This window comes from Gallaecimonas zhanjiangensis (assembly GCF_057624825.1).
Window position 1 is genome coordinate 2869460 of sequence record NZ_CM172603.1, and the last position, 21457, is coordinate 2890916.

Consider the following 21457-nt stretch of genomic DNA (forward strand, 5'->3'; position numbering starts at 1 on the left):
ATAAAAATACTACCCCCCAGTATATGAGTGCGAGGTAAAAGCGATGCATACCGTCAAGGACAAAGCCAAGCTGCTGGCACGGGTAAAACGGATCCAGGGACAAGCCAGTGCGTTGGAAAAACTGTTGGCCCAAGAACAAGACTGCGCCGCCATCTTGCAGCAAATCGCCGCCATTCGCGGCGCCGTTAACGGCCTGATGGGCGCCGTTATCGAAGGCCACTTGGTGGACCACCTGGTGGAAGAAGAAAGCCTTAGCGCACGCCAGCAAGAAGCAGAGGCCATCCTGCAGGTGATTAAGTCCTACCTCAAATAATCCCAAGGCGCCGCAGCAGGCCTGCCACAGGCCTTGCTGCGATAGCTTCTCGCCGTTTCGCTCCACTCCCCGTACGCCCCTCCTCGCCTAAAACCGTGAATGCCATTTTTTCAATTACTTACCTACATACCTCGCCCTTAAAACCCGGCGGGCCCTACGCCCTGCGCCGTTATAACTTGCATAAGTGAAGTAACAAGCATAACGTAACTATCAATTTAGTAGTGACCTATTTCCGGGCCCCCGGCAAAGCAGCAAGAGGCGTAGTGGCATATGAGCAGTTTTCATCTGGCGAAAGGTAAATGGGGGCTGCGGGTGGCGCTGTTGCTGCTAACCCTGGTGGCGGGCGGCACTTATGGCTGGCATTGGTGGCAAACCGGGCGCTTTATCGAAAGCACCGACGATGCCTATGTGGGAGCCAACATCACCCCCATCAGCGCCAAGGTGCCCGGTTACATCACCGAAGTGGCGGTAACCGACAATCAGGCGGTAAAGAAAGGGGCGCTGCTGGTGGCCCTGGACGACCGGGATTATCGTCTCGCCCTGGCCAAGGCCGAGGGAGCCGTGGCCGCTCAGCAAGCGCAACAGGCAAATCTGGAGGCGCGCCGCCATCAGCAGCAAGCGGTGATAGAGCAGGCGCATGACCAGATAGCCGCCAGCCAAGCCGAGCTCAGCCGGGCCCACGACGATCAGCAGCGCTATCACCGCCTGCTCGGTCAGTCGCTGGTATCAAAACAACATGCCAAGCAAGCGGACACCGACTACCAACAGGCCCAGGCCGAAACCAAAAAAGCCGAGGCGGCCCTGGCGGTGGCTGAACGCCAACTGCTGGTGCTGCAAACCGAGGCCCAGCAAACGGCCGCCCAACTGCAACAAGCCGAAGCGGTGCTGGACAAAGCCCGCCTCGACCTTTCCTACACCCGGATCCTGGCCCCCTTTGACGGCGTGGTAGGGAATCGCCGGGCCCGCACCGGCGCCTATGCCCAAACGGCAGCTCAGCTCTTGGTACTGGTGCCAAGCCATGGCCTGTGGATAGACGCCAACCTCAAGGAAAGCCAACTGGCGCGGCTGCACCAGGGGAACAGTGCCACCATCGTTGCCGATGTGCTGCCTGGGCGTACCTTTCACGGCCAGGTGCTGAGCCTGTCGCCGGCCACCGGGGCGCAATTTAGCGTGCTGCCACCGGAGAATGCCACCGGCAACTTTACCAAAGTGGTACAGCGGGTACCGGTGCGTATTGCCCTGGACGGCAAAGACGCCGAGCTGGGCCTGCTGCGCCCGGGATTGTCGGTTACCGCCAGCATCGACGTGCGCTGAGACAGCCCATGAGCAACCTTATTCCGGTTCAGGACATGCCCACCCGGACCCGGGTGATCGCCTTTGCCAGCATGTGCCTTGGCATGTTCATCGCCTTGCTGGATATCCAGATCGTCTCGGCTTCGCTATTTGATATCGGCGGTGGGCTCTCCGCTGGCACCGACCAAACCACCTGGATCCAAACCAGCTACCTTATCGCCGAGATAGTGGTGATACCGCTGTCGGGCTGGCTGACGAGGGTGATGTCGTCGCGCTGGCTGTTCGCGGTGTCGGCAGCCGGTTTTACCTTGACCAGCCTTTTGTGCGGCCTGGCCTGGAACATCGAGAGCATGATTTTGTTCCGTGCCTTGCAAGGCTTTCTGGGCGGCTCGATGATCCCGGTGGTGTTCACCACTGCCTTTGCCTTCTTCCAGGGCAAACAGCGGGTAATAGCCGCCGCCACCATCGGCGCCATCGCCTCCCTGGCCCCAACCCTGGGGCCGACCTTGGGCGGCTGGATCACCGACCATTACGCCTGGCAATGGCTGTTCTACATCAACCTGGTACCGGGCATTTTCGTCACCTTGGTGGTGCCGAGGCTGGTGCACATCGACAGCCCCGACTGGTCGCTGCTCAAAGGCGCCGACTACCTCGGCATGGTGCTGATGGCGCTCTTTCTCGGCTGCCTGCAATACACCCTGGAAGAAGGGCCGCGCTGGGATTGGCTGAGCGACCCAACCATCTGCGCCACCCTTTGGATAAGCCTGCTCAGCGGCGTGCTGTTCGTCTGGCGCAGCCTGCGTTATCGCAACCCGGTGGTGGACCTTCGCGCCCTTGGCGACAGCAACTTTGCCCTGGGCTGCTTTTTCTCGTTCATGACCGGCCTTGGCATCTTCGCCACCATCTACCTCACCCCGGTCTTCCTGGGGCGGGTGCAGGGCTTTAGTGCCTGGCAAACCGGCCTGGCGGTGTTTTCTACCGGTGTCTTTCAGCTGCTGGCCATCCCCTTTTACGCCATGCTGGCCAACCGCGTTGATCTTCGCTGGCTGATGATGTTTGGCCTGGCCTGCTTTGCCCTGTCGATGTGGCAGTTCTCCTACATCACCCACGACTGGACCTGGCACGAACTGCTGCTGCCCCAGGCCCTTCGCGGCATAGGCCAGCAGTTTGCGGTGCCGCCCATCGTTACCCTGACCCTTGGCAGCCTGGCACCGGAGCGGCTCAAGCTGGCCTCGGGGCTCTTTAACCTGATGCGAAACCTCGGCGGCGCCATCGGTATCGCCCTTTGCGCCACCTTGCTTAATGACAGGACCAATCAGCACTTTTTCCATCTCGCCGAGCACCTGACCCCGGCAAGCGAAGCCACCGACACCCTGCTAAGCCAACTGGCCAGCCACTTTAGCAACTGGTTTGGCGACGACAGCGGCCAGGCCGCCGCCCTTCGCCAGCTCTGGCATCTAACCTACCGCGAAGCCCTGACCCTGACCTTTGCCGATGTTTTTTTGGTGCTGCTGGTGGCTTTTATCGCCACCACCCTTGCCGCGCCGCTGATGCGTGGCCTGGCCGCTGCGCCTCCCAAAGGTGCCGGGCACTGATGAGCGCTTTTTCCGCTGGGCCTAATCGGCCCGGCACGCAGGGCGTTAAAGCCTTATTTTTCAATGCTATAAAAGTAACGTATCGGCCAATGGCGCAGGCACCGCCTATAGTTACTCGCGTTTTGAAAGTAGCAAGACCATAGTTACTTCACATTTGAAAGTTAAGTGATGCGCCGTGTCCAAGGCCGGGGTATCACCCACCCGCTACCCATGTGAGGATTTGCCATGTCTACCCAACCTGTCATTGCCTTTGTTACCGGCGCCAACCGCGGCCTGGGCCTGGAATTTGTCAAAGCCCTGCAAGCCGCAGGCGCCAGTAAAATTTACGCGGCGGCGCGCGACCCGGCCAGCATCACCCTGCCAGGGGTCGTGCCGGTGAAGCTGGATGTCACCCGCCCGGAAGAGGTCGCTAAGGCCGCCGCCCTTTGCAGCGACGTGACTTTGCTTATCAACAACGCCGGCATTGCCGACTTTAAAGGCTTTATCGAAGAAGACAGCATCAGTGCCACCCAGCGGATGATGGACACCAATTTCTACGGCATGATCCGGGTCAGCCAGGCCTTCTCGCCGGTGCTTAAAGCCAATGGCGGCGGTGCCATCCTCAACGTGCTGTCGGTAGCCAGTTGGCTGGGCTCGCCGCTGCTGGGGCCCTACGCCGCCACCAAGGCCGCCGCCTGGAGCTACACCAACAGCCTGCGCTTGCATCTGGCCGAACAACAGACCCAGGTCAGCGCCCTGCATGTGGGCTTTATGGATACCGACATGGCCAAAGAGGTGCCCTATGAAAAGGTCAGCGCTGCCAGTGTCGCCCGCCAAGCCATTGCAGAGGTGGCAGCCGGTAAGACCGAGATTTTAGGCGACGATGTCACCCGCGCCGTCAAAGCCGGGCTGAGCCCCGAGCAGGCGGTGTACCTGACCGCCATGGAGCGCTGAGCGATGGCGGCGCCCTTTTGCGGGCGCCGCTGTTACAATGCCTCGAAGACAAGTCCAAGGGGCCCTAGATGCAACGCAAAAAACTCGACGGTACACCCTGCCCTATTGCCCGCAGTCTCGAACGTGTGGGGGAATGGTGGAGCATCCTTATCCTGCGGGACGCCTTTTACGGCCTGACCCGTTTTGACGAATTTGAAAAAAGCCTCGGCATTGCCCCCAACATGCTGACCCGGCGCCTGGGCACCCTGGTGGAAGAAGGGCTGCTGGAAAAACGCCTCTACCAGCAAAAACCGCCCCGCTATGGCTACCACCTGACTCAAGCGGGCCTGGATTTTCGGCCGGTGCTGATGGCCTTTGCGGCCTGGGGCAACAAGCATTTCGCGCCTGAGGGCCATAGCATCGACATCATCGATACCGACACTGGCCGCCCGGCTGAACCGATGATGGTAGACGCCCATACCCTCAAACCCCTGACCTCGGCCACCCACATGATGGCGCCGGGCCCGGCGGCAACGGCCGAGCAGCGCGAGCGCCTGGCCCGCTATGCCAAGTTAAGGGCCGAACGCCTCAACCCATAAAGCGGTAGCCGATACCGGGCAGGGTCTCGATAAGGGCCGGCTGCTCGGCATCGTCCCCAAGTTTGCGCCTAAGATTTGCCACCACAATGCGCAGGTAGTGGTTGTCGTCCTTGTGGCTCGGCCCCCACACCGCCACCAGCAATTGTTGCTGGGTCAGTACCTGGCCGGGGTGGCGCAACAGCTCCACCAAAAAGGCAAATTCCTTCTTGGACAGCCGAATATCCCGGCCCTGGTGGCGAAGGGTTTGGCTGGGCAGATCCAGTTCCAGGTCACTGCTGGCAAAACGCAGCTGCCCACCCTGAGCCAGCCGCAGCTGCTGGCGCAGCAGCACCCGCACCCTTGCCATAAACTCCTGAATGCCGAAGGGTTTGGTCATGTAGTCGTTGGCACCGGCGTCCAGCAGCCGCACTTTTTCGGCTTCGTCTTCACGCACCGACAACACCAGCACCGGCCAGTCATGGTCGCGGCGGATGGCACTCAGTACCTGGCTGCCGTCGCCGTCGGGCAGGCCAAGATCCAGCACCACCAGCTGCGGATGCTGCTGGCGGCAAAGGGCCAGGGCCTCATGGACCGTAGCCGCTTCCAGCACCGCAAAGCCCTCGGCGGCCAGGCTCAGCCGCAAAAAGCGGCGAATGGCCGCTTCGTCGTCAACGATAAGCACGGTGATCATCGGCTTTCCTCGGTATTTAAGGCCAAAGGCAGGGACAGGCGCATGCAGGTGCCGGTTTGGCTGGGCCCGGCGAAAGCCCAGATCTTGCCGCCGTGGGCTTCCACCATGGCCCGGGAGATGGCAAGCCCAAGGCCGGTGCCGCGGCTGCCCCCGTCGCCCACCGGCTGGGTGTAGAACAGGTTGAAGATACGGGTGCGGTCAGCCTCGTTGATGCCGGCGCCTTTGTCGATGATGTCTACCAACAGATCCGGGGCCGCCACCATGGCGCGTATCTCGATGGGGCTGCCGGGGGGCGAGTAGCGGGCGGCGTTATCCAAAATATTGACCAGCACCTGCTCTATGAGCGCCGGGTGTACCCGAAGCCTGGGCAGGGCCGGGTCCAGGTGGGTTTGCAGGGGATGCTGGCTAAGAGCTGCCGCCAAACGCCCGGCGGCGCCGTCAATCAAGGCCGCCAGGGTCACCGGCTCGCGATTAAGGATAAAATCCGGCTGGCCGAGACGGGTCATATCCAACAGGTTTTGCACGTAACCGTGCAGGCGCTGCGCTTCTTGCAAGATGGAAAATTGCAGCTCGGTTTTGTCGGCCGGGGCCAGGCGATCGTCGTAGTCCAGCAAAGTAGTGCTGGCCCCCATGATGCTGGCAAGGGGGGTTTTAAGGTCGTGGGAGACCGACGACAACAAAGCGGCGCGCATCCGGTCGGTTTCAGCCTGAAATTCACTTTGCTGCAAGCGGCTGTCCAGCTCTACCCTGGCGAGAGCCGCGCGGATATCCGCCAGCATGGCCTGGAGCTGGTGCTCGGCGCCGCTACCCAAAGCACTTGGCAGCTCAAGCGCCAGGGCCTGGCCCTCCCCCAGGGGTTGATACTGCATGGCGGCGGCGTTGAGGGTCTGGGTAAAGTGGCCCGCCACCTGCTGGTGGGCCAGGCACCATTGCAGCGCCGCCTGATCGGTCATGCCAAGGCCGCGCTGCTGCAAGGCCTCTTCGCTACCCACGCAAAACACCTTGAGCGCCAGGGCGTCGGCCACGGCCGAGGCGCCAAGGCCCAGCACCTCGTCTTTGCTGTGGGCCGATGCCAGGGCCTGGCTCAGGCCCAACAGCGCCGTGCCGATACGGTGGGATTCGCGAAGCCCCACCAGTTGCTGGCGCTGTTTGGCGGCCAGCCGGCCGGCGGCCATGCCTACCACCAGCAACGCCAGCAAGGTCAACAGATCGCTGTTACTGGCCACCGCCAGGGTGTAATAGGGCTCGGTGAAAAAGAAGTTGAACGCCACAAAGCCCAGCAGCGCCGCCAAGGAGGCCGGCACTACGCTGGTAGAAAGGGCGGTAGCCAGCACCCCCAGCACAAACAGCAGCGCCATGGCCGATGCCGGCAGCCAGGGCGCCGCCGCCAGGGCGATCAGGGTTGCCAGGGTCATGATGCCAACCCCAAGGGCCAGCTGCCCCCAGCGCCCCGGCGCCGGCGCGCGCAAGGAAGAGGGGCTGGGCTTGGCAACCTGGGTGTCCACCAGGGTCAGCTCCAGCTGGCTGGCCTTGGCCATCAGGTAGCGAAGCAGCGAACGGCGCCACCAGCGCGGCTTGGGTTTACCCAGCAGCAGCTGCGAGACATGCTGGCTGCGGGCGGTATCCACCAAGGTTGCCCCCACCCAGGGGCTGGCGAGGGTCAAAACCCGGGCGCCAAGCTGCGAGGCCAGCGCCAGGGCGTCGGCGAGGGCCGCAGAAGGGGTGCCTCTGGTTTGCACATGCAGCACCAGCCAGGGCTGTTGGCGGCGCTGGGCAATGCGATGGCCATGGCGCACCAGGGCACTGGCAGCGCCGTTATCGGCCAGGCACACCATCAGCTTGCCACGCAAAGAGGCTTGCTCGCGGCCCTGGGCCTGCCATTGCAGCTGCATGTGGCCTTCCACATGACTGGCCGCCGCCTGCATGGCCAGCTCGCGAAGGGCGGTGAGGTTGGGCAGCGAGAAAAAGGCCTGCAAGGCGGCCCGCGCCTGGGCTTCCATGTAGACCTTGCCCTCTTTCAGGCGCGCCAGCAGCTCCCTGGGGGGCAGGTCAATTAGCACCAGGCTGTCGGCCCCCAACAATACCTTGTCGGGGAGGGTTTCCTTGACTCTGACCCCGGTCAGCTGCCAGACCACATCGTTGAGGCTTTCTAGGTGCTGGACGTTGAGGGTGCTGTAGATATCAATGCCGGCCGCCAGCAGCTCTTCTACATCCTGGTAGCGCTTTTGGTGGCGGCTGCCGGGAGCATTGCTGTGGGCTAGCTCATCTACCACCGCCAGTTGCGGGCGGCGGGCCAACAGGCCATCGAGATCCATCTCGTCAAGGGTTTGGCCACGGTGGGCCAAGGACCGGCGCGGCGCTACCTCCAGACCCGCCAGCAGCTCTTGGGTGTCTTGGCGGCCATGGGTTTCCACTACCCCTACCACCACGTCCAGCCCCTGAGCGATCAGCGCCGGCAGGGCCTGGAGCATGGCGTAGGTTTTACCCACGCCAGGGGCCGCGCCTAAAAATATCTTCAGCTTGCCCCGCGGCGAGTCTTGTTCCAGCTCAGCCAGCAGGGCGTCGGCGCGGACATCATCGCGCATAGGGTTCCTTATCCAGGGCCAGATTCAGCAGCAGCACATTAACCACTTGCGGGCCAAGAATACCAGCTTGGCGCCGGCTAAGAACCAGGCTTTGCACCTTGGCAGCCGGCAGTCCCCTGGCCGCCGCCACCCTCGGCACCTGCTCCAGGGCCGCCGCCAGGGGGAGATCCGGGTCTACCCCTGAAGCACTTTTGGTGAGCATGGCCGGGTGGCTGTAGGGCTGAACCTCGGCAAAGGAGCGGCGCGCGGCGCTACCTTGGGGAAGGTTAGTGGCGCCAGAGCCAGCGCCGTCATAACCGGTGGCCGAGGGCCGGCTGTGAAAATAGCCGGCGCCGCTAAAACCCTGACCGATAAGGGCCGAGCCGATAAGGCGCCCGGCGCCGTCGTGGATAAGGCTGCCGTTGGCCTGGGCCGGGAACAGCCACTGGCCAAGGCCAGTGACCAACATGGGGTAGCCAAGGCCCAGCAGCAGGGTGAGTACCAGCAGGGTACGGATAGCGTTCATCAGGGGCTCCTTACACTAGGCCCAGGGTCGAAATAGCCAAATCAATCAGTTTGATACCAACAAAAGGCACCACCAGCCCACCGACCCCGTACAGCAGCAGGTTGCGGCGCAGCAAGGCACTGGCGCTGCCCTTGAGGCTGACTCCTTTAAGGGCCAACGGCACCAGGGCGATGATGATCAATGCGTTAAAGATGATGGCCGAGAGGATGGCGCTTTGCGGGCTAGCCAGGTGCATCAGGTTCAGCACTCCCAGTTGGGGATAGGCCGCCACAAAGAGCGCCGGCAAGATGGCAAAGTACTTGGCCAAGTCGTTGGCGATAGAGAAGGTGGTCAAGGCGCCACGGGTTACCAAGAGCTGCTTGCCCACTTGCACCACGTCCAGCAGCTTGGTGGGGTTGGAGTCCAGGTCCACCAGGTTGCCGGCTTCTTTTGCCGCCTGAGTGCCCTCGTTCATGGCCAGGCCCACATCGGCCTGGGCCAGGGCCGGGGCGTCGTTGGCGCCGTCGCCGCACATGGCCACCAGCCGGCCGTCTTGTTGCTCCTGGCGGATATAGGCCAGTTTTTTCTCGGGGGTGGCCTCGGCGACAAAATCGTCTACCCCCGCTTCGGCGGCGATGGCGGCGGCGGTGAGGGGGTTGTCACCAGTGATCATCACGGTGCGGATCCCAAGGGCGCGCAGCGCCTGAAAGCGCGCCTTGATGCCGGGTTTGATGATGTCTTTAAGGTGCACCGCCCCCAGCAGGCTTTGGCCCTGGCACACCAGCAGCGGCGTGCCGCCCTGGCGGGCAATGGCGTCCACCGCCTGCATCAAGGGCTCAGGGGCCTCGCCTGCGGCAAGACCCAAATGGCGCAGCACCGCGTCCACCGCACCCTTGCGATAGCGCTGCCCGCCCCGGTCAAGGCCACTGAGGCGGCTTTGCGCCGAAAAGGCCACCACCTCGTCCCCCGGCGCTTCCTCGCACTGGGGTAAGGCTGCCAGCACCAGGATGGATTTGCCCTCGGGGGTGTTGTCCCCCAAGGAGGCCAGGGCCGCCGCCTCGGCCAGCCGGGCTTGGTCGACCCCCGGTGCCGGGATAAAGGCATCGGCCATGCGGTTGCCAAAGGTGATGGTGCCGGTTTTATCCAGCAGCAGGGTGCGCACATCGCCAGCGGCCTCCACGGCGCGGCCGGATTTGGCAATCACGTTCAACTTGACCAGCCGGTCCATGCCGGCAATGCCGATGGCCGACAACAAGCCGCCGATGGTGGTGGGGATCAAGGTGATAAAAAGGGCGATGAGGTAGAGCCTTGGCACCTGGCTGCCGTTGTAACCTAAGAACCAGGGCAAGGTGGCCACCACCAGCAGGAAGATGAGGGTCAGCCCCACCAGCAAGGTATCAAGGGCCTGCTCGTTAGGGGTTTTCTGGCGCTTGGCCCCTTCTACCAGGGCAATCATTCTATCCAGGGTGCCCTGCCCCGGCTCGGCGCTCACCTCGACATAAATGCGGTCAGACACCACCAGAGTATTGCCGGTTACGCCGCTGCGGTCGGTGCCGGACTCGCGGATCACCGGCGCCGACTCGCCAGTAATGGCCGCCTCGTTCACCGAGGCAATACCGGCCACCACTTCGCCGTCCGCCGGGATGGTTTCTCCCGCTTCCACCAGCACAATATCGCCCCGGCGCAGGCTGGGAGCGGCTACCCACTGGCCCTCAGTGTCGTCAAGGCCGGTCACCTTACGGGCCTGCAACTGGCTGAGATTGGCCTTGAGGCTGTCGGCCCGGGCCTTGCCCCGGCCTTCGGCCAGGGTTTCGGCGACGTTGGCAAACCACAAGGTCAGCCACAGCCAGCCGGTGAGCTGCCAGGCAAGAAGCGGGGCAACACCGGAGATGGCCGCCCCCAGCAGCGCTTCGAGGCTGGCAAGCACCGCCGCCACCCACAGGCAAAAGAGGATAGGTTTGTTAACCAGCGCCTTGGGGTGAAAACGGCGCAGCGCTTCGCTTGCGGCGCGAGCCGCCATAACCGAATCGAACATCAGAAGGCTCCCACAGTCAGGGCATCGGCGACAGGGCCCAAAGCCAGGGCCGGCAAGAAGGCCAGGCCGCCAATCATCAGGATGGTGATCACCAGCAGGGTGATGAACAGGGCGCCCTTGATGGGAAAATCGCCCTGGCTGGTTTCTACCTTGGCCGCGCCGGCCAGGGAGCCGGCTACCGCCATGACCGGCAAGATGATGCCAAAGCGCCCCAGCGCCATGGCCAGTGCCAGCAGCAGGCACTGGGTGTTGTCGCTGGCGCCAAAGCCAGCAAAGGCCGAGCCGTTGTTGCCGGTCGCCGAGGCATAGGCATAAAGCAGGCGGCTAAGGCCATGGGGGCCGTCGCTGCCGATAACGCTCTCATGGCCCGGCAGCAGCAGGGTCAAACCGCCCAGCACCAGCACCCCAAGGGGCATCACCAGCATGCTGGACACCACCCATTTCATCTGCCCGGCGCCCAGCCGTTTACCAAGATACACCGGGGTTTTGCCCACCATCAGGCCGCACAGGAACACGGTCAGCAGCACAAACAGCAACATGCCGTAAATACCGGCGCCAACGCCGCCGAAGATAACTTCCCCCAGCAGCATGTTCACCAGGGCGACTAAGCCGGAAAGGGGCGCAAAGCTGTCGTGCATGGCGTTGACCGAGCCATTGGATGCGGCGCTGGTGGCCACCTCCCAGAGGGTTGAGAGGGTCAGGCCAAAGCGGCTTTCCTTGCCTTCCCAGTTGCCAGGCTCGGTGGTTAACCCGGCAAGAGTTGGGTCGGGCAGGCTCTCTTGCCACAGCGCTACCGCCAGGCCAATTAGCAGCAGTACCAGCATGGCCGCCAGGATGGCGCGGCCATGGCCGCTGTCTTTGATGTAGCGGCCAAAGGCAAACACCATGGCCGCTGGCAGCAGCAGCAAAGCCACCATCTCCAACCAGTTGGAAAGTGCCGTGGGGTTTTCAAAGGGATAGGCGGAGTTGGCCCCGAAAAAGCCGCCGCCATTGGTGCCGAGCTGCTTGATGGCTTCTTGAGAGGCCACCGGCCCCAGAGCCAGGGTCTGCTGGGCGCCTTCAAGGGTATGGGCCACCGGGTAGGAGCTGAAGGTCTGGGGCACCCCTTGCCAGATAAGCAGCAGCGCCATCACCAGCGCCATGGGCAGCAGCAGGTAGAGCGCGATGCGCAGCAAATCCTGCCAGAAATTGCCCAGTTGGCTGCCCTGGCGCTGGCTGATGCCCCGAAACAGCGCCGCCGCCACGGCAATACCGGTGGCGGCAGAGGCAAAGTTTTGTACCGTCAATCCCAGCATCTGGCTGAAATAGGAAAGCTGCAGCTCACCGCTGTAGGCTTGCCAGTTGGTATTTGAAACAAAACTGACGGCGGTATTGAGGGCCAGTTGCCAGGGCAAACCCGGCAGATGCTGGGGGTTTAGGGGTAAAAAGCCCTGGGCCATCAGCACCAGCATCAACAGCGCCATGCCGGCGAGGTTAAAGGCCAGCAGGCTGCCAAGGTAGCGCTGCCAGTTCTGCCCTTGGCTATCGCTGGTGCAAAGCTTTAAAAGGCCTTTATCCAGGGCATGGCCCGGCCCTTCCAGCACGCGGTGAATGTAGCGGCCAAGCCAGGGCGCCGGCAGCAGCACCAGCAGGATAAACAGCAAGGGGTAAAACCATTGTTGCCACATGTCGCCTCCTAGTGCTCGCTGCGAACCAGGGCAAAGCCCAGGTAACAGAGCAAGGCGACAACAACGAAAAGATACAGCCAGTTCATGAGGGTTCTCTCGGTTCAATGGACCAAGAAAGCCTAAGAACAAGGGCCGTTAAGGGGCTATAAAGGCTGGGGCCGGGGCCGTAAAGAAGCCGTAAAAAAGGCGCCTTGCGGCGCCTTTGGCTAGGTTAACGGTGCTCGTTAAACTCTTGGGTGACATCCGCCGCCCTTGGCAGCTTGCTGATGTCTTCGGCCCTAAGGGGCTTGATGGGGGCTTTTTTCAGCTCGGCTTCGAGGTAGCTGATGGCCTTGTCGAGCTGGGCATCCTTACCCTCGAAGGTGGCGTGGGGCAGGTTGTCTACCTCGATGTCGGGAGAGACCCCCTGGCCTTCCACTATCCAGTGGCCGTCCAGCTCAAACTGCGGAAACTCAGCCACCCTCGCCATGCCGCCATCGGAGAGCGCATTGCGGCCAGTCAGCCACACCCCGGCCCCAGCGGTGCGCATGCCAATCAGCGGCGCCAGGCCCAGGGCCTTGATGCCAGCGCTGAAGGTCTCGCCATCGGAATAGGTGATTTGGTCGGTCAACACCACCAGATGGCCCCTGAAGGCCTGTTGCATGTTGGTGTTGGCATCGCCGTGCTTGGGCTGCCAGAACATCCAGGCCCGTTGCAGCAGCTTGTTGATCACCCAAGAATCGATGTTGCCACCACGGTTGCGGCGCACGTCGATGATGAGCCCGTCTTTGCCGTAGTTGGCAAAGAACTCCCGGGCAAAGCTCTCGATGTCGCCGCTACCCATGGCATAGAGATGCAGGTAGCCAATCTTGCCGCCGCTGGCCTTGGCCACGGCGCTGCGGTTGTGCTCAACCCAGTTTTGGTAGCGAAGCTGGCTGTTGGCCTGCAAGTCAACCGGGTAGACGATGGTGTCATGGCGAGCGCTACCCCGGGTGAGGGTCAGCAGTACCTGTTTGCCGGCCTGGTTACGCAGCAGCAGGCTGACATCACTCAAGGTACTGACCTTGCGGCCATTGATGGCCTTGATAATGTCGCCATCGCGGGCGTCCACGCCGGGGCGCGCCAGTGGGCTGGCCTGCTCGGGTAGCTCGGGGTCGGTCTCAAGAATGTGGCTGATGCGCACCCCGGCATCACTTTGCAGCAGCTCGGCACCAAGGCTCGCGGCGCTAGCGGCATCGGGGTTTTGCGGGAAGTCCCCGCCCCTGACCTGGGAGTGCAAGGCGCTGAGCTGGCCGGTCATCTGGCCCAAAAGATCGGCCAGTTCCTGACGGTCGGAGACCCTTGCGACCAGCGGCTCGAAGCGGGCCTTGATGGCGTTCCAGTCCTGGCCGCGAAGGGCCGGATCAAAGAAGGAGTCGCGGTGCATCAGCCAGGCGTCGCGGAACATCTGCAGCCACTCGTCGCCGGGGTTGATGGCAAGCTGCCACTGCTCGCCCTGGACCCGCTGGTTGGCGAGATCGCCTGGCATCTTGGCACCGGCCGGCACGATAAACATCTGTTCTGGCTGGCTTTGCTTGCGCACAAAAAGCTGCTTGCCGTCATCAGACAGCCCGTACTGGGCAATATCCCCGGCAAAGGTTTCCAGCTTGGGCGAGAGCCGGTCAAAGGCCAGGGTTTTGAGGCTGGCCGCGCCCTGCCCGGCCGGACTGTCTTCCACATAGAGGCGGTCTTGGCTCACGCTGAGCACGCTGTAGTTACCGGCGGCCACCGGCACCTGCCACAGGCGGGCGGCAATAGAGCCCCACTCGATGCCGGCTTTGCCGTCATCGGCCTTCTCAGCGGCGGCCAGCAGCTCGCTGGGCTTTTGGAAGGGGAACACCGCTTTAGGGTCCAGGGCCAGGGCAAAGATGTCGGTGCGTTTGTCGAACATCGGCCCCATGTTGCGATCGCCCCAGGGCGAGCCGGGAGTGGCGTTAAAGCTGCGGTTAGAAAGGAAATACAGCCACTTGCCGTCAGGGCTGAAGGCCGGCGAGAAAGACTCGTACTTGCTGCTGGTCAAAAACTGCTGCTTGGCGGTAGCGGTGTCAAACAGCAATACCTGGCTGCGCTCATGGCCCACAAGGGCGGCGCCGATGGCCAGGTAGCGGCTGTCGGCCGACCAGGCAAGATCGCCAAAGGGGCCAAGGCCGGGGCCATTACCCAGGATCTTGTTGTTGCTGCCGCTATTAAGGTCAAGCAAGTAGAGGTTGCCGTCGTTGTCGTCGTTGGCCAAGTAGCGGCCATCGGGCGAGAGGCTCAGGCTCCAGCGCAGGCTGTGGCCGCCCTGGGTAAGCTGCTTGGCATCGTTGCTGCCGTCGGCGGCAAAGCGCCAGATCTCCTGCTCGCCGCTGGCATCGCAAATGGCATAGACCCATTTGCCGTCTTTACTCAAAAGCGCGCTGCGCACCCGGCTTTGGGCCGGCACGGCGATATCCACCAGCCTGGAGCCATCGGTGCCGGCAATGGCAACCCGGCCCCGGGCGGTCAGCACCACCTTGTTGCCCTTGGCATTAAGCTCGGCGTCGGTGGCGTATTTGAGCGGGTCTTTAAGCCAGCGGGGCTGGCGATAGGGCTCGTCGGTATTGAGGGTGATATCGAGCTTTTGCGCCTCGCCCTTGGCGAGATCCAGCAGCATCACATCGGCGCCCAGTTGAAAGACAATGCGGCCCTCTGAAAGCCGTGCATCCTTGACCGGCCAGTCGCGGTAGTGGGTGAGCTGGCGAGTGTCGCTGCCATCGCTGGCCATGGACCACAGGTTGGGGTTGCCGTCTTTGTCGGAGACATAATAGAGGCGGCCCTGATAATACATGGGGTCGCGCTCGGAGCCGGCGTCTTTGGCGCTCAGCAGTTGGGCCTCGTCGTTGCTGCCCAGCTTGAAACGCCACAGCTCACCCTTGGCGCCGCCCCGGTAAACCTTGGCGTGGTCACCGGTAACCTGCAGGCCGAAGCGGGCAAAATAGAGGTACTGGCCTTGCTCGTCCAGGCTGCCTTGGATGGCATTGGCCAGCGGCAGCGCCGTAACCTTGAGGCTGGCAGGGTCCACCTCCTTGAGCACCCAGGTGCTGGAAGGGCCAAAGGCGTTGTCGGTGGCGTAGAGCAGCTTGCCGTTAGCTGTCCAGCCTTGCAGCCGCACATGGCTTTGCTCGAAGGTCACCCGTTTGGGCAGGCCGCCGGCAACCGGCATCACATAGGCCTCGGGGGCACCTTCATAATTGGCCACGAAGGCCAGGCTCTTGCCGTCTTGGGACAAAACCGCGCCCGACTCCTCGGCCGGTTTACTGGTCAGGCGATGGGCGCTGCCGCTGCCCAGTTCATCCACCCAGATATCCCCTTCAGATGTGAAAACCAGGGTGTCGCCACGTAAGTCGGGCTGGCGGTAGTAACCGCTGTGGCCGCTGTTGGCCAGTGCCTGGCCGCTCATACCCAGAGCAGCCAGACAGCAAAGAAAGCTGTAACGAAGTTTCATAGCGCGTTCTCTTATTTTTAGGATGGGGTGCCGCCGTCAACGTAGCTCAGTTCAAGCTACTCTCGCTGATACTCAGATAAAACAGCCACCAAGGTAAAGTGCGAGTGATCTCCGCCGGATGACCGGCCTCGGTACTTCAGCAAATAATGTTAAGGCTTTGTTGACCTTCGCCTAAAAAGGCATCACTGTAAATAAACGAGCAGTCATGCCTACTAGGTTTGCCATGATCAAACACCAAAAAGCCAAGCTCAGCAGACGTTTGATGCTGTCTACCTTGAGCCTGAGCTTCCTGATGATGGTGATGCTGATCCCGGTTCAGTATTTCATGGACAAGAAAGAGGCCGAGAACGGTGTTGCAGCAACCAGCACCCAGATAGTCCAGGGCTATCTTCCCACCTTGGCAGCCGCCATTTGGAACTTCGACCCTGACCGCACCCGCCTTAACCTGCAAAGCCTTATTCAGCAACCTTTTGCCGCCTACGCCGATGTCAGTGGTGACATTGCCCTGACCGTGGGGGTAAAGCCGGTCAACAGCATCGATTTTCAATACCCCATAGTGGCGGATAACGGCAGTCATCTAGGTCAGCTCTCGGTGAGCTTTGACAAAGACGTTATCAGCAAGCACGCCTGGGACAAGGTACGCAGCGCCTTTTGGACCTTGAGCCTGTATACCCTGATCCTCTCTGGCTTGCTGCTGTGGCTGGTGCAAAAGGTGGTAACCCGCCGGCTGCTGCGTCTTTCCCAGTTCGCTCAAGGCCTGCGCCTGGATAACCTGGAGGTCGCCCCTACCCTCTACTTCAAGCGCAGCCAGGACGAGCTGGACCAGCTCACCAAAAGCCTGTTGGACATGCGTAACCAGCTGGCCGCCGACCGCAACGAACTAAAACGCTTTGAGACCGAACTGGCCCGGCGCGCCAGTGAAGACCAACTGACCAGCCTACCCAACCGCTTCAGCTTTTTAGAGGCCCTTTACCGGCAGCTGGAAACCGACGCTCAGTTCTCGCTGATGTTTTTGGACTTGGATGGGTTCAAGAAGGTTAACGACGGCCTTGGCCACAGCATCGGTGATGAGCTTTTAAAGAAAACCGCCCAGCGCCTCAAAGAGCTGGGGGGCGAGTGCAGTTTCCTGGCCCGCTACGGCGGCGACGAGTTTGTCATTCTGGTCAATCAGGGCAGTGAAGAGAGTATCAAGGCCATTGCCGACCGCCTCACCGACGGCTTCTCCCGGCCCTTTCACGTGGCCGGTAACGTCCTCTATCTGTCGGTGAGCATTGGTATTGCCCGCCACCCCCAGGACGCCGACAACGGTGAAGAGCTTATCCAGCGGGCAGACGTGGCCATGTACCAGGCAAAAAATCTGGGCCGCTCTCGCTACCTCTTTTTCGATCAATGCATCTACGACAACATGCGCCTCAAGCTCAGCATGGAAGAGCAGCTTCGCAAAAGCCTTGAGCAAAAGGATTTCACCCTGGTCTACCAACCTATCTACAACACCCATACCGGTAAGATAGTGTCGGCCGAGGCCCTGCTGCGCTGGCCTTACGGCAGCCCTGATGTGTTTATTCCACTGGCCGAAGAAACCGGGCTTATTCTGCCGCTGGGGCTTTGGGTGTTGGAAGAAGCCCTGACCCAGGCCAAGCGCTGGCAAGATGCCGGTACGCCGCTGGTGGTCTCGGTTAACGTCTCCCACAATCAGTTACACCAGCCGAGCTTTGCCGACAAGGTTTGCGAGCGCCTGCAAAAATGCGGCCTGGAACCGTCCATCTTGCAGCTGGAGATCACCGAAACCGCGCTGATGGAAGACTGGCAAGTCAGTATCGCCAATATCCAAAAACTGCGGGACATGGGGGTGCGCATCGCGCTTGACGATTTTGGCACCGGTTATTCGTCGCTGTCGCACCTGCAGCAGTTGCCACTTGATTGCCTGAAAATAGACAAGAGCTTTATGGCGCGGATCCACGAGTCGCCTCGGGATATGGCCCTGGTCCAGGCCTTGGTGGAACTGGCCAAGGCCTTGTCATTGAAGGTGGTGGCAGAAGGGATTGAGTATGAAGAGCAAATGCTGCTGGCCAGGACCCTCGGTATTCATTACCTGCAAGGTTTTTTCCTGGCCAAACCGCAGCCGGTAGAGCAGTTGGAGCTTAACCGGCCTTTTGCAGCGTTAAGTCACGGCGCATCCGCTTCAGCTCAAGGCGTGCATAACGGAACTCGATAAAGTCCTGCACATTGGTAGTAAGCGCCAGCTTAAAGAAGTTGATGGCCGCGCCTACCTCACCCTTCTGCTGGTGCAGTTTGCCCAGGTAAAAGTAGGCTTCACAGAGGCGCTCGGCCAGGGTGCGGTTGGAGTCGACGTTGTCTTTAAGGCCATCGATAAAGGCCGCTTCACTGATCTTGCCCTCATAGAGCGCCACCAGTTGGTTGGCCCACACATCGCCATGGAGCTTGGTGGCGTTATAGGCCAGCCGGGTTTTAGCCTCGGCCGGGTTGGTCGCTTCTTCAGCCAAGTACAGCCACAGCACCCGGTACGGGTCGTTGGGCTGCAGGTTCAGGAAGGTTTCCAAATCCTGGGTGGCCAGCTCTGGCCGGTCGCCGTAATACAGGGCAATGCCGCGGTTAAGAAAGGCGTACTCGTGCTTTGGGTCCAAATCGATGGCCGCATCCAGCGCTTCATAAGCCTGCTCGTACTCTTCGGCAGAAATGGCCTGGATACCGATAAAGTTGTAGGCATCGGCCATGTCCGGCTTGAGCTGGATGGCGCGGTTAAAATCGCGCCGGGCCAGGGCCTTGAGCCCCACCGAGTCGTATACCACGCCACGACGGTATAACACCTGGGCACGCTGCTCGTTGTTCAGGTCGGCACGGTTCAGGATCTCTTCAAGACGGGCCAGCTCCACTTCAGACTGAAAAGAAGTGGCCAGGGGCTCGGCGAGGATAAGTTTGCTGTCTTGCTGGGAGGTCGAAGGCAAGGAGGCACAGCCTGCCAACATCAGTGGGATCAGGACGGCCAGTGTCTTTCGCATAATCCGTGTCTCTTCTCTGCAATGGCTACATCCTGCCAGAAGCCCAAACAAAAGGGGAGCCAAAGCTCCCCTTTTTCCAAAATAAGACCTAGGTCTTATTCGGTTTTGTTGGCGTCGGCCTGGGCTTCGGCTTCCACTTCAGCAACCGGCTCGGCTACGTCGGCAGCAGGGGCCGGCTGAGCAGCTTCAGCGGGGGCTTCGGCTTGCTCGGGCTTGGGCAGCGCTTCTTTGATGGACAGGCGTACACGGCCTTGACGGTCCACTTCCAGACACTTGACCTTCACTTCCTGGCCTACTTTCAGGTGGTCAGCCACGTTTTCGATACGCTCTTCGGCGATCTGGCTGATGTGCACCAGGCCTTCTTTACCGGGCAGAATGGCAACGAAAGCACCGAAATCAACGATCTTGGTGACTTTACCGTCGTAAACGCGGCCCACTTCCACTTCGGCGGTCAAGTCTTCGATACGGCGGATAGCGGCCTGAGCCTGCTCACCGCTGACGGCGGCGATTTTCACGGTGCCGTCGTCTTCGATCTCGATGGTGGTGCCGGTTTCTTCGGTCAGGGCGCGAATGACGCTGCCGCCTTTACCGATCACATCACGGATCTTCTCGGGGTTGATCTTCATGGTGTGGATACGGGGCGCGTAGGCAGAGATGTCTTCACGCGGGCCGTTGATGGCCTGGTCCATCACACCCAGGATGTGGATACGGGCATCGTGGGCCTGTTTCAGGGCCACTTGCATGATTTCCTTGGTGATGCCTTCGATCTTGATGTCCATCTGCAGGGCGGTAACACCCTCGCGAGAACCGGCCACCTTGAAGTCCATGTCGCCCAGGTGATCTTCGTCACCCAGGATGTCGGACAGCACCACAAAGTTCTCTTCTTCTTTCACCAGGCCCATGGCGATACCGGCCACGGAGGACTTGATCGGTACACCGGCGTCCATCAGCGCCAGAGAGGAACCACAGACAGAGGCCATGGAAGAAGAACCGTTGGATTCGGTGATCTCGGAAACCACACGCACGGTGTAGGGGAACTGCTCGGCAGAAGGCATCACTGCCAGTACGCCGCGCTTGGCCAGACGGCCGTGGCCGATTTCACGGCGCTTAGGGCTGCCCATCATACCGGTCTCACCTACGCAGTAGGGAGGGAAGTTGTAATGGAACAGGAAGTTGTCAGTGCGCTCACCAGTCAGCTCGTCGAGGATCTGGGCGTCACGGGTGGTACCGAGGGTAGCCACTACCAGAGCCTGGGTTTCGCCACGGGTGAAGATGGCGGAGCCGTGAGTGCGGGGCAGTACGCCGGTGGCCACGTCCAGGGCACGGATCATCTGCGGGTCGCGGCCATCGATACGGGGCTCGCCAGCCAGCACACGGCCACGGACCAGGGTCTTCTCGACTTTGGAGAACAGATCGCCGGCTTCTTTGGTGTTCAGCTCGGCGTCGTCGGCCAGCAGGCTTTCCATCAGGGCAGACTTGATGGCGCCGATGGCAGCGTAACGCTCCATTTTGTCCTGGATGCGGTAGGCGTCGCCCAGTTTTTCCCAGACAGCGGCTTTGATTTTGTCTTTAAGCTCGGTGTTTTCGGCAGGGGCAGTCCACTCCCATTTGGGGGTGTTCACTTCGGCAGCCAGTTCGTTGATGGCGGTGATCACGGTCTGCATCTGTTGGTGACCGAACATCACGGCGTCCAGCATCACTTCTTCAGCCAGCAGTTCGGCTTCGGATTCCACCATCAGTACCGCACCTTCGGTACCGGCAACGACCAAGTCCAGCTTGGAGGAGGCCAGTTCGGCGGTGGTGGGGTTCAGCACCAGGTGGTCGTTGATGTAACCGACGCGAGCGGCGCCGATGGGGCCGGCAAACGGAATACCGGAGATGGCCAGGGCGGCGGAGGTGCCGATCATGGCAACCAGATCAGGGCTGACTTGCGGGTTGACGGAGACAACAGTCGCCACAACCTGGACTTCATTCTTGAAACCGTTGGGAAACAGGGGGCGGATAGGACGGTCGATGAGGCGAGCAGTCAGGGTTTCGCCTTCGCTGGGACGGCCTTCACGCTTGAAGAAACCGCCGGGGATCTTACCGGCTGCGTAGGTGCGCTCCTGGTAGTTCACGGTCAGCGGGAAGAAATCTTTGGATTGGTCGGCTTCTTTTTTACCGACAACGCTCACCAGAACTACGGTGTCGTCCATGCTGGCGATAACGGCAGCGGTGGCTTGACGCGCCACGGCGCCAGTTTCCAGAGTAACGGTGTGCTGACCGTACTGGAAGGTCTTGATAATTGGTTTCACAGATTGTCCTTAGGATCAGCCGATCCTTGATTTTTTTGGTCGCTTACTTTGCGCGCCAAGTATATAGCAGCTATTCGGCAAGAGGTAGCCACCCGGCTTTAGAACAAAAAAAAGGGGGCCGAAGCCCCCTTTTCCTTGCAAGGTCAAAGTCGAATTAACGACGCAGACCCAGCTTGCCGATCAGATCGGCATAACGCTGAACGTCTTTCTTCTTCAGGTAGTCCAGCAGTTTGCGGCGCTGGGAAACCATGCGCAGCAGACCACGACGGCTGTGGTGGTCTTTCTTGTGCTGGGAGAAGTGACCTTGCAGATGGTTGATCTGGGCAGTCAGCAGGGCAACTTGAACTTCCGGGGAACCGGTGTCGTTTTGGCCGCGGCTGTGTTCAGCAACGATTTGAGCTTTTGCTTCAACGCTTAGTGACATGATGTACTCCTGATTGATAAAAGCATGGCCGATCACTAATTCAGCCATGCACGAGGCTGCGCATTCTACCCCAGGGCCGGAT

General features: G+C 61.1%; 15 protein-coding genes. 6 read left to right on the forward strand and 9 right to left on the reverse strand.

What is annotated here, in order from left to right:
- Window positions 1-43 precede the first annotated feature (43 nt).
- From AC22G1_RS13705 to AC22G1_RS13725, 5 genes are all read left to right on the forward strand, one after another.
- Window positions 44-313, forward strand: a complete 270-nt coding sequence (locus tag AC22G1_RS13705; protein ID WP_417354863.1) for a metal/formaldehyde-sensitive transcriptional repressor — start codon at window positions 44-46, stop codon at window positions 311-313.
- 270 nt (window positions 314-583) lie between these two features.
- Complete coding sequence (locus AC22G1_RS13710) at window positions 584-1627, forward strand: HlyD family secretion protein (protein ID WP_487313864.1); 1044 nt, start codon at window positions 584-586, stop codon at window positions 1625-1627.
- A 35-nt stretch (window positions 1628-1662) separates the two neighbouring features.
- Complete coding sequence (locus tag AC22G1_RS13715; protein ID WP_487316725.1) at window positions 1663-3201, forward strand: DHA2 family efflux MFS transporter permease subunit; 1539 nt, start codon at window positions 1663-1665, stop codon at window positions 3199-3201.
- 225 nt (window positions 3202-3426) lie between these two features.
- Window positions 3427-4134 (forward strand): SDR family oxidoreductase, encoded by a 708-nt coding sequence (locus AC22G1_RS13720; protein WP_487313865.1) that lies wholly within the window; start codon window positions 3427-3429, stop codon window positions 4132-4134.
- 68 nt (window positions 4135-4202) lie between these two features.
- Window positions 4203-4712 carry a winged helix-turn-helix transcriptional regulator gene (locus tag AC22G1_RS13725; RefSeq protein WP_487313866.1) on the forward strand — a complete coding sequence of 170 codons (510 nt, stop codon included), beginning with the start codon at window positions 4203-4205 and terminating at the stop codon, window positions 4710-4712.
- On the opposite strand, the gene AC22G1_RS13730 is transcribed toward AC22G1_RS13725, so the two are convergent.
- The 6 genes from AC22G1_RS13730 to AC22G1_RS13755 form a co-directional block, all read right to left on the reverse strand.
- Window positions 4702-5382: a response regulator gene (locus tag AC22G1_RS13730; RefSeq protein ID WP_487313867.1), complete on the reverse strand. Its 681-nt coding sequence runs from the start codon at window positions 5380-5382 to the stop codon at window positions 4702-4704. The genes AC22G1_RS13725 and AC22G1_RS13730 overlap by 11 nt on opposite strands.
- Complete coding sequence (locus AC22G1_RS13735) at window positions 5379-7967, reverse strand: DUF4118 domain-containing protein (RefSeq protein ID WP_487313868.1); 2589 nt, start codon at window positions 7965-7967, stop codon at window positions 5379-5381. The genes AC22G1_RS13730 and AC22G1_RS13735 overlap by 4 nt, the downstream gene beginning before the upstream one ends.
- Complete coding sequence (locus AC22G1_RS13740; protein ID WP_487313869.1) at window positions 7957-8472, reverse strand: potassium-transporting ATPase subunit C; 516 nt, start codon at window positions 8470-8472, stop codon at window positions 7957-7959. The genes AC22G1_RS13735 and AC22G1_RS13740 overlap by 11 nt, the downstream gene beginning before the upstream one ends.
- A gap of 10 nt (window positions 8473-8482) precedes the next feature.
- Window positions 8483-10486 (reverse strand): potassium-transporting ATPase subunit KdpB, encoded by a 2004-nt coding sequence (kdpB, locus tag AC22G1_RS13745; protein ID WP_487313870.1) that lies wholly within the window; start codon window positions 10484-10486, stop codon window positions 8483-8485.
- Complete coding sequence (gene kdpA, locus AC22G1_RS13750) at window positions 10486-12153, reverse strand: potassium-transporting ATPase subunit KdpA (protein WP_487313871.1); 1668 nt, start codon at window positions 12151-12153, stop codon at window positions 10486-10488. Before kdpA ends, kdpB begins: the two co-directional genes overlap by 1 nt.
- A gap of 211 nt (window positions 12154-12364) precedes the next feature.
- Window positions 12365-15637, reverse strand: a complete 3273-nt coding sequence (locus tag AC22G1_RS13755; RefSeq protein ID WP_487313872.1) for a S41 family peptidase — start codon at window positions 15635-15637, stop codon at window positions 12365-12367.
- Between the two features lie 223 nt (window positions 15638-15860).
- Between AC22G1_RS13755 and AC22G1_RS13760 the strand changes: the two genes are divergently transcribed.
- Window positions 15861-17852 carry a putative bifunctional diguanylate cyclase/phosphodiesterase gene (locus AC22G1_RS13760; RefSeq protein ID WP_487313873.1) on the forward strand — a complete coding sequence of 664 codons (1992 nt, stop codon included), beginning with the start codon at window positions 15861-15863 and terminating at the stop codon, window positions 17850-17852.
- On the opposite strand, the gene nlpI is transcribed toward AC22G1_RS13760, so the two are convergent.
- The 3 genes from nlpI to rpsO all read right to left on the reverse strand — a co-directional run bounded on the left by nlpI (window position 17779) and on the right by rpsO (window position 21375).
- Window positions 17779-18657: a protease adaptor lipoprotein NlpI gene (nlpI, locus tag AC22G1_RS13765; protein ID WP_487313874.1), complete on the reverse strand. Its 879-nt coding sequence runs from the start codon at window positions 18655-18657 to the stop codon at window positions 17779-17781. The two genes, AC22G1_RS13760 and nlpI, sit on opposite strands and share 74 nt — an antisense overlap.
- 95 nt (window positions 18658-18752) lie before the next feature.
- Complete coding sequence (gene pnp, locus AC22G1_RS13770; protein WP_487313875.1) at window positions 18753-20951, reverse strand: polyribonucleotide nucleotidyltransferase; 2199 nt, start codon at window positions 20949-20951, stop codon at window positions 18753-18755.
- A 154-nt stretch (window positions 20952-21105) separates the two neighbouring features.
- Window positions 21106-21375, reverse strand: a complete 270-nt coding sequence (rpsO, locus tag AC22G1_RS13775; protein WP_050658528.1) for a 30S ribosomal protein S15 — start codon at window positions 21373-21375, stop codon at window positions 21106-21108.
- Window positions 21376-21457 lie beyond the last annotated feature (82 nt).

Bases quoted from the DNA above. Each gene is read 5' to 3' on its own strand.
- AC22G1_RS13705 (WP_417354863.1), top strand. From the start codon at position 44: ATGCATACCGTCAAGGACAAAGCCAAGCTGCTGGCACGGGTAAAACGG.
- AC22G1_RS13710 (WP_487313864.1), top strand. From the start codon at position 584: ATGAGCAGTTTTCATCTGGCGAAAGGTAAATGGGGGCTGCGGGTGGCG.
- AC22G1_RS13715 (WP_487316725.1), top strand. From the start codon at position 1,663: ATGCCCACCCGGACCCGGGTGATCGCCTTTGCCAGCATGTGCCTTGGC.
- AC22G1_RS13720 (WP_487313865.1), top strand. From the start codon at position 3,427: ATGTCTACCCAACCTGTCATTGCCTTTGTTACCGGCGCCAACCGCGGC.
- AC22G1_RS13725 (WP_487313866.1), top strand. From the start codon at position 4,203: ATGCAACGCAAAAAACTCGACGGTACACCCTGCCCTATTGCCCGCAGT.
- AC22G1_RS13730 (WP_487313867.1), bottom strand. From the start codon at position 5,382: ATGATCACCGTGCTTATCGTTGACGACGAAGCGGCCATTCGCCGCTTT.
- AC22G1_RS13735 (WP_487313868.1), bottom strand. From the start codon at position 7,967: ATGCGCGATGATGTCCGCGCCGACGCCCTGCTGGCTGAGCTGGAACAA.
- AC22G1_RS13740 (WP_487313869.1), bottom strand. From the start codon at position 8,472: ATGAACGCTATCCGTACCCTGCTGGTACTCACCCTGCTGCTGGGCCTT.
- kdpB (WP_487313870.1), bottom strand. From the start codon at position 10,486: ATGTTCGATTCGGTTATGGCGGCTCGCGCCGCAAGCGAAGCGCTGCGC.
- kdpA (WP_487313871.1), bottom strand. From the start codon at position 12,153: ATGTGGCAACAATGGTTTTACCCCTTGCTGTTTATCCTGCTGGTGCTG.
- AC22G1_RS13755 (WP_487313872.1), bottom strand. From the start codon at position 15,637: ATGAAACTTCGTTACAGCTTTCTTTGCTGTCTGGCTGCTCTGGGTATG.
- AC22G1_RS13760 (WP_487313873.1), top strand. From the start codon at position 15,861: ATGATCAAACACCAAAAAGCCAAGCTCAGCAGACGTTTGATGCTGTCT.
- nlpI (WP_487313874.1), bottom strand. From the start codon at position 18,657: ATGCGAAAGACACTGGCCGTCCTGATCCCACTGATGTTGGCAGGCTGT.
- rpsO (WP_050658528.1), bottom strand. From the start codon at position 21,375: ATGTCACTAAGCGTTGAAGCAAAAGCTCAAATCGTTGCTGAACACAGC.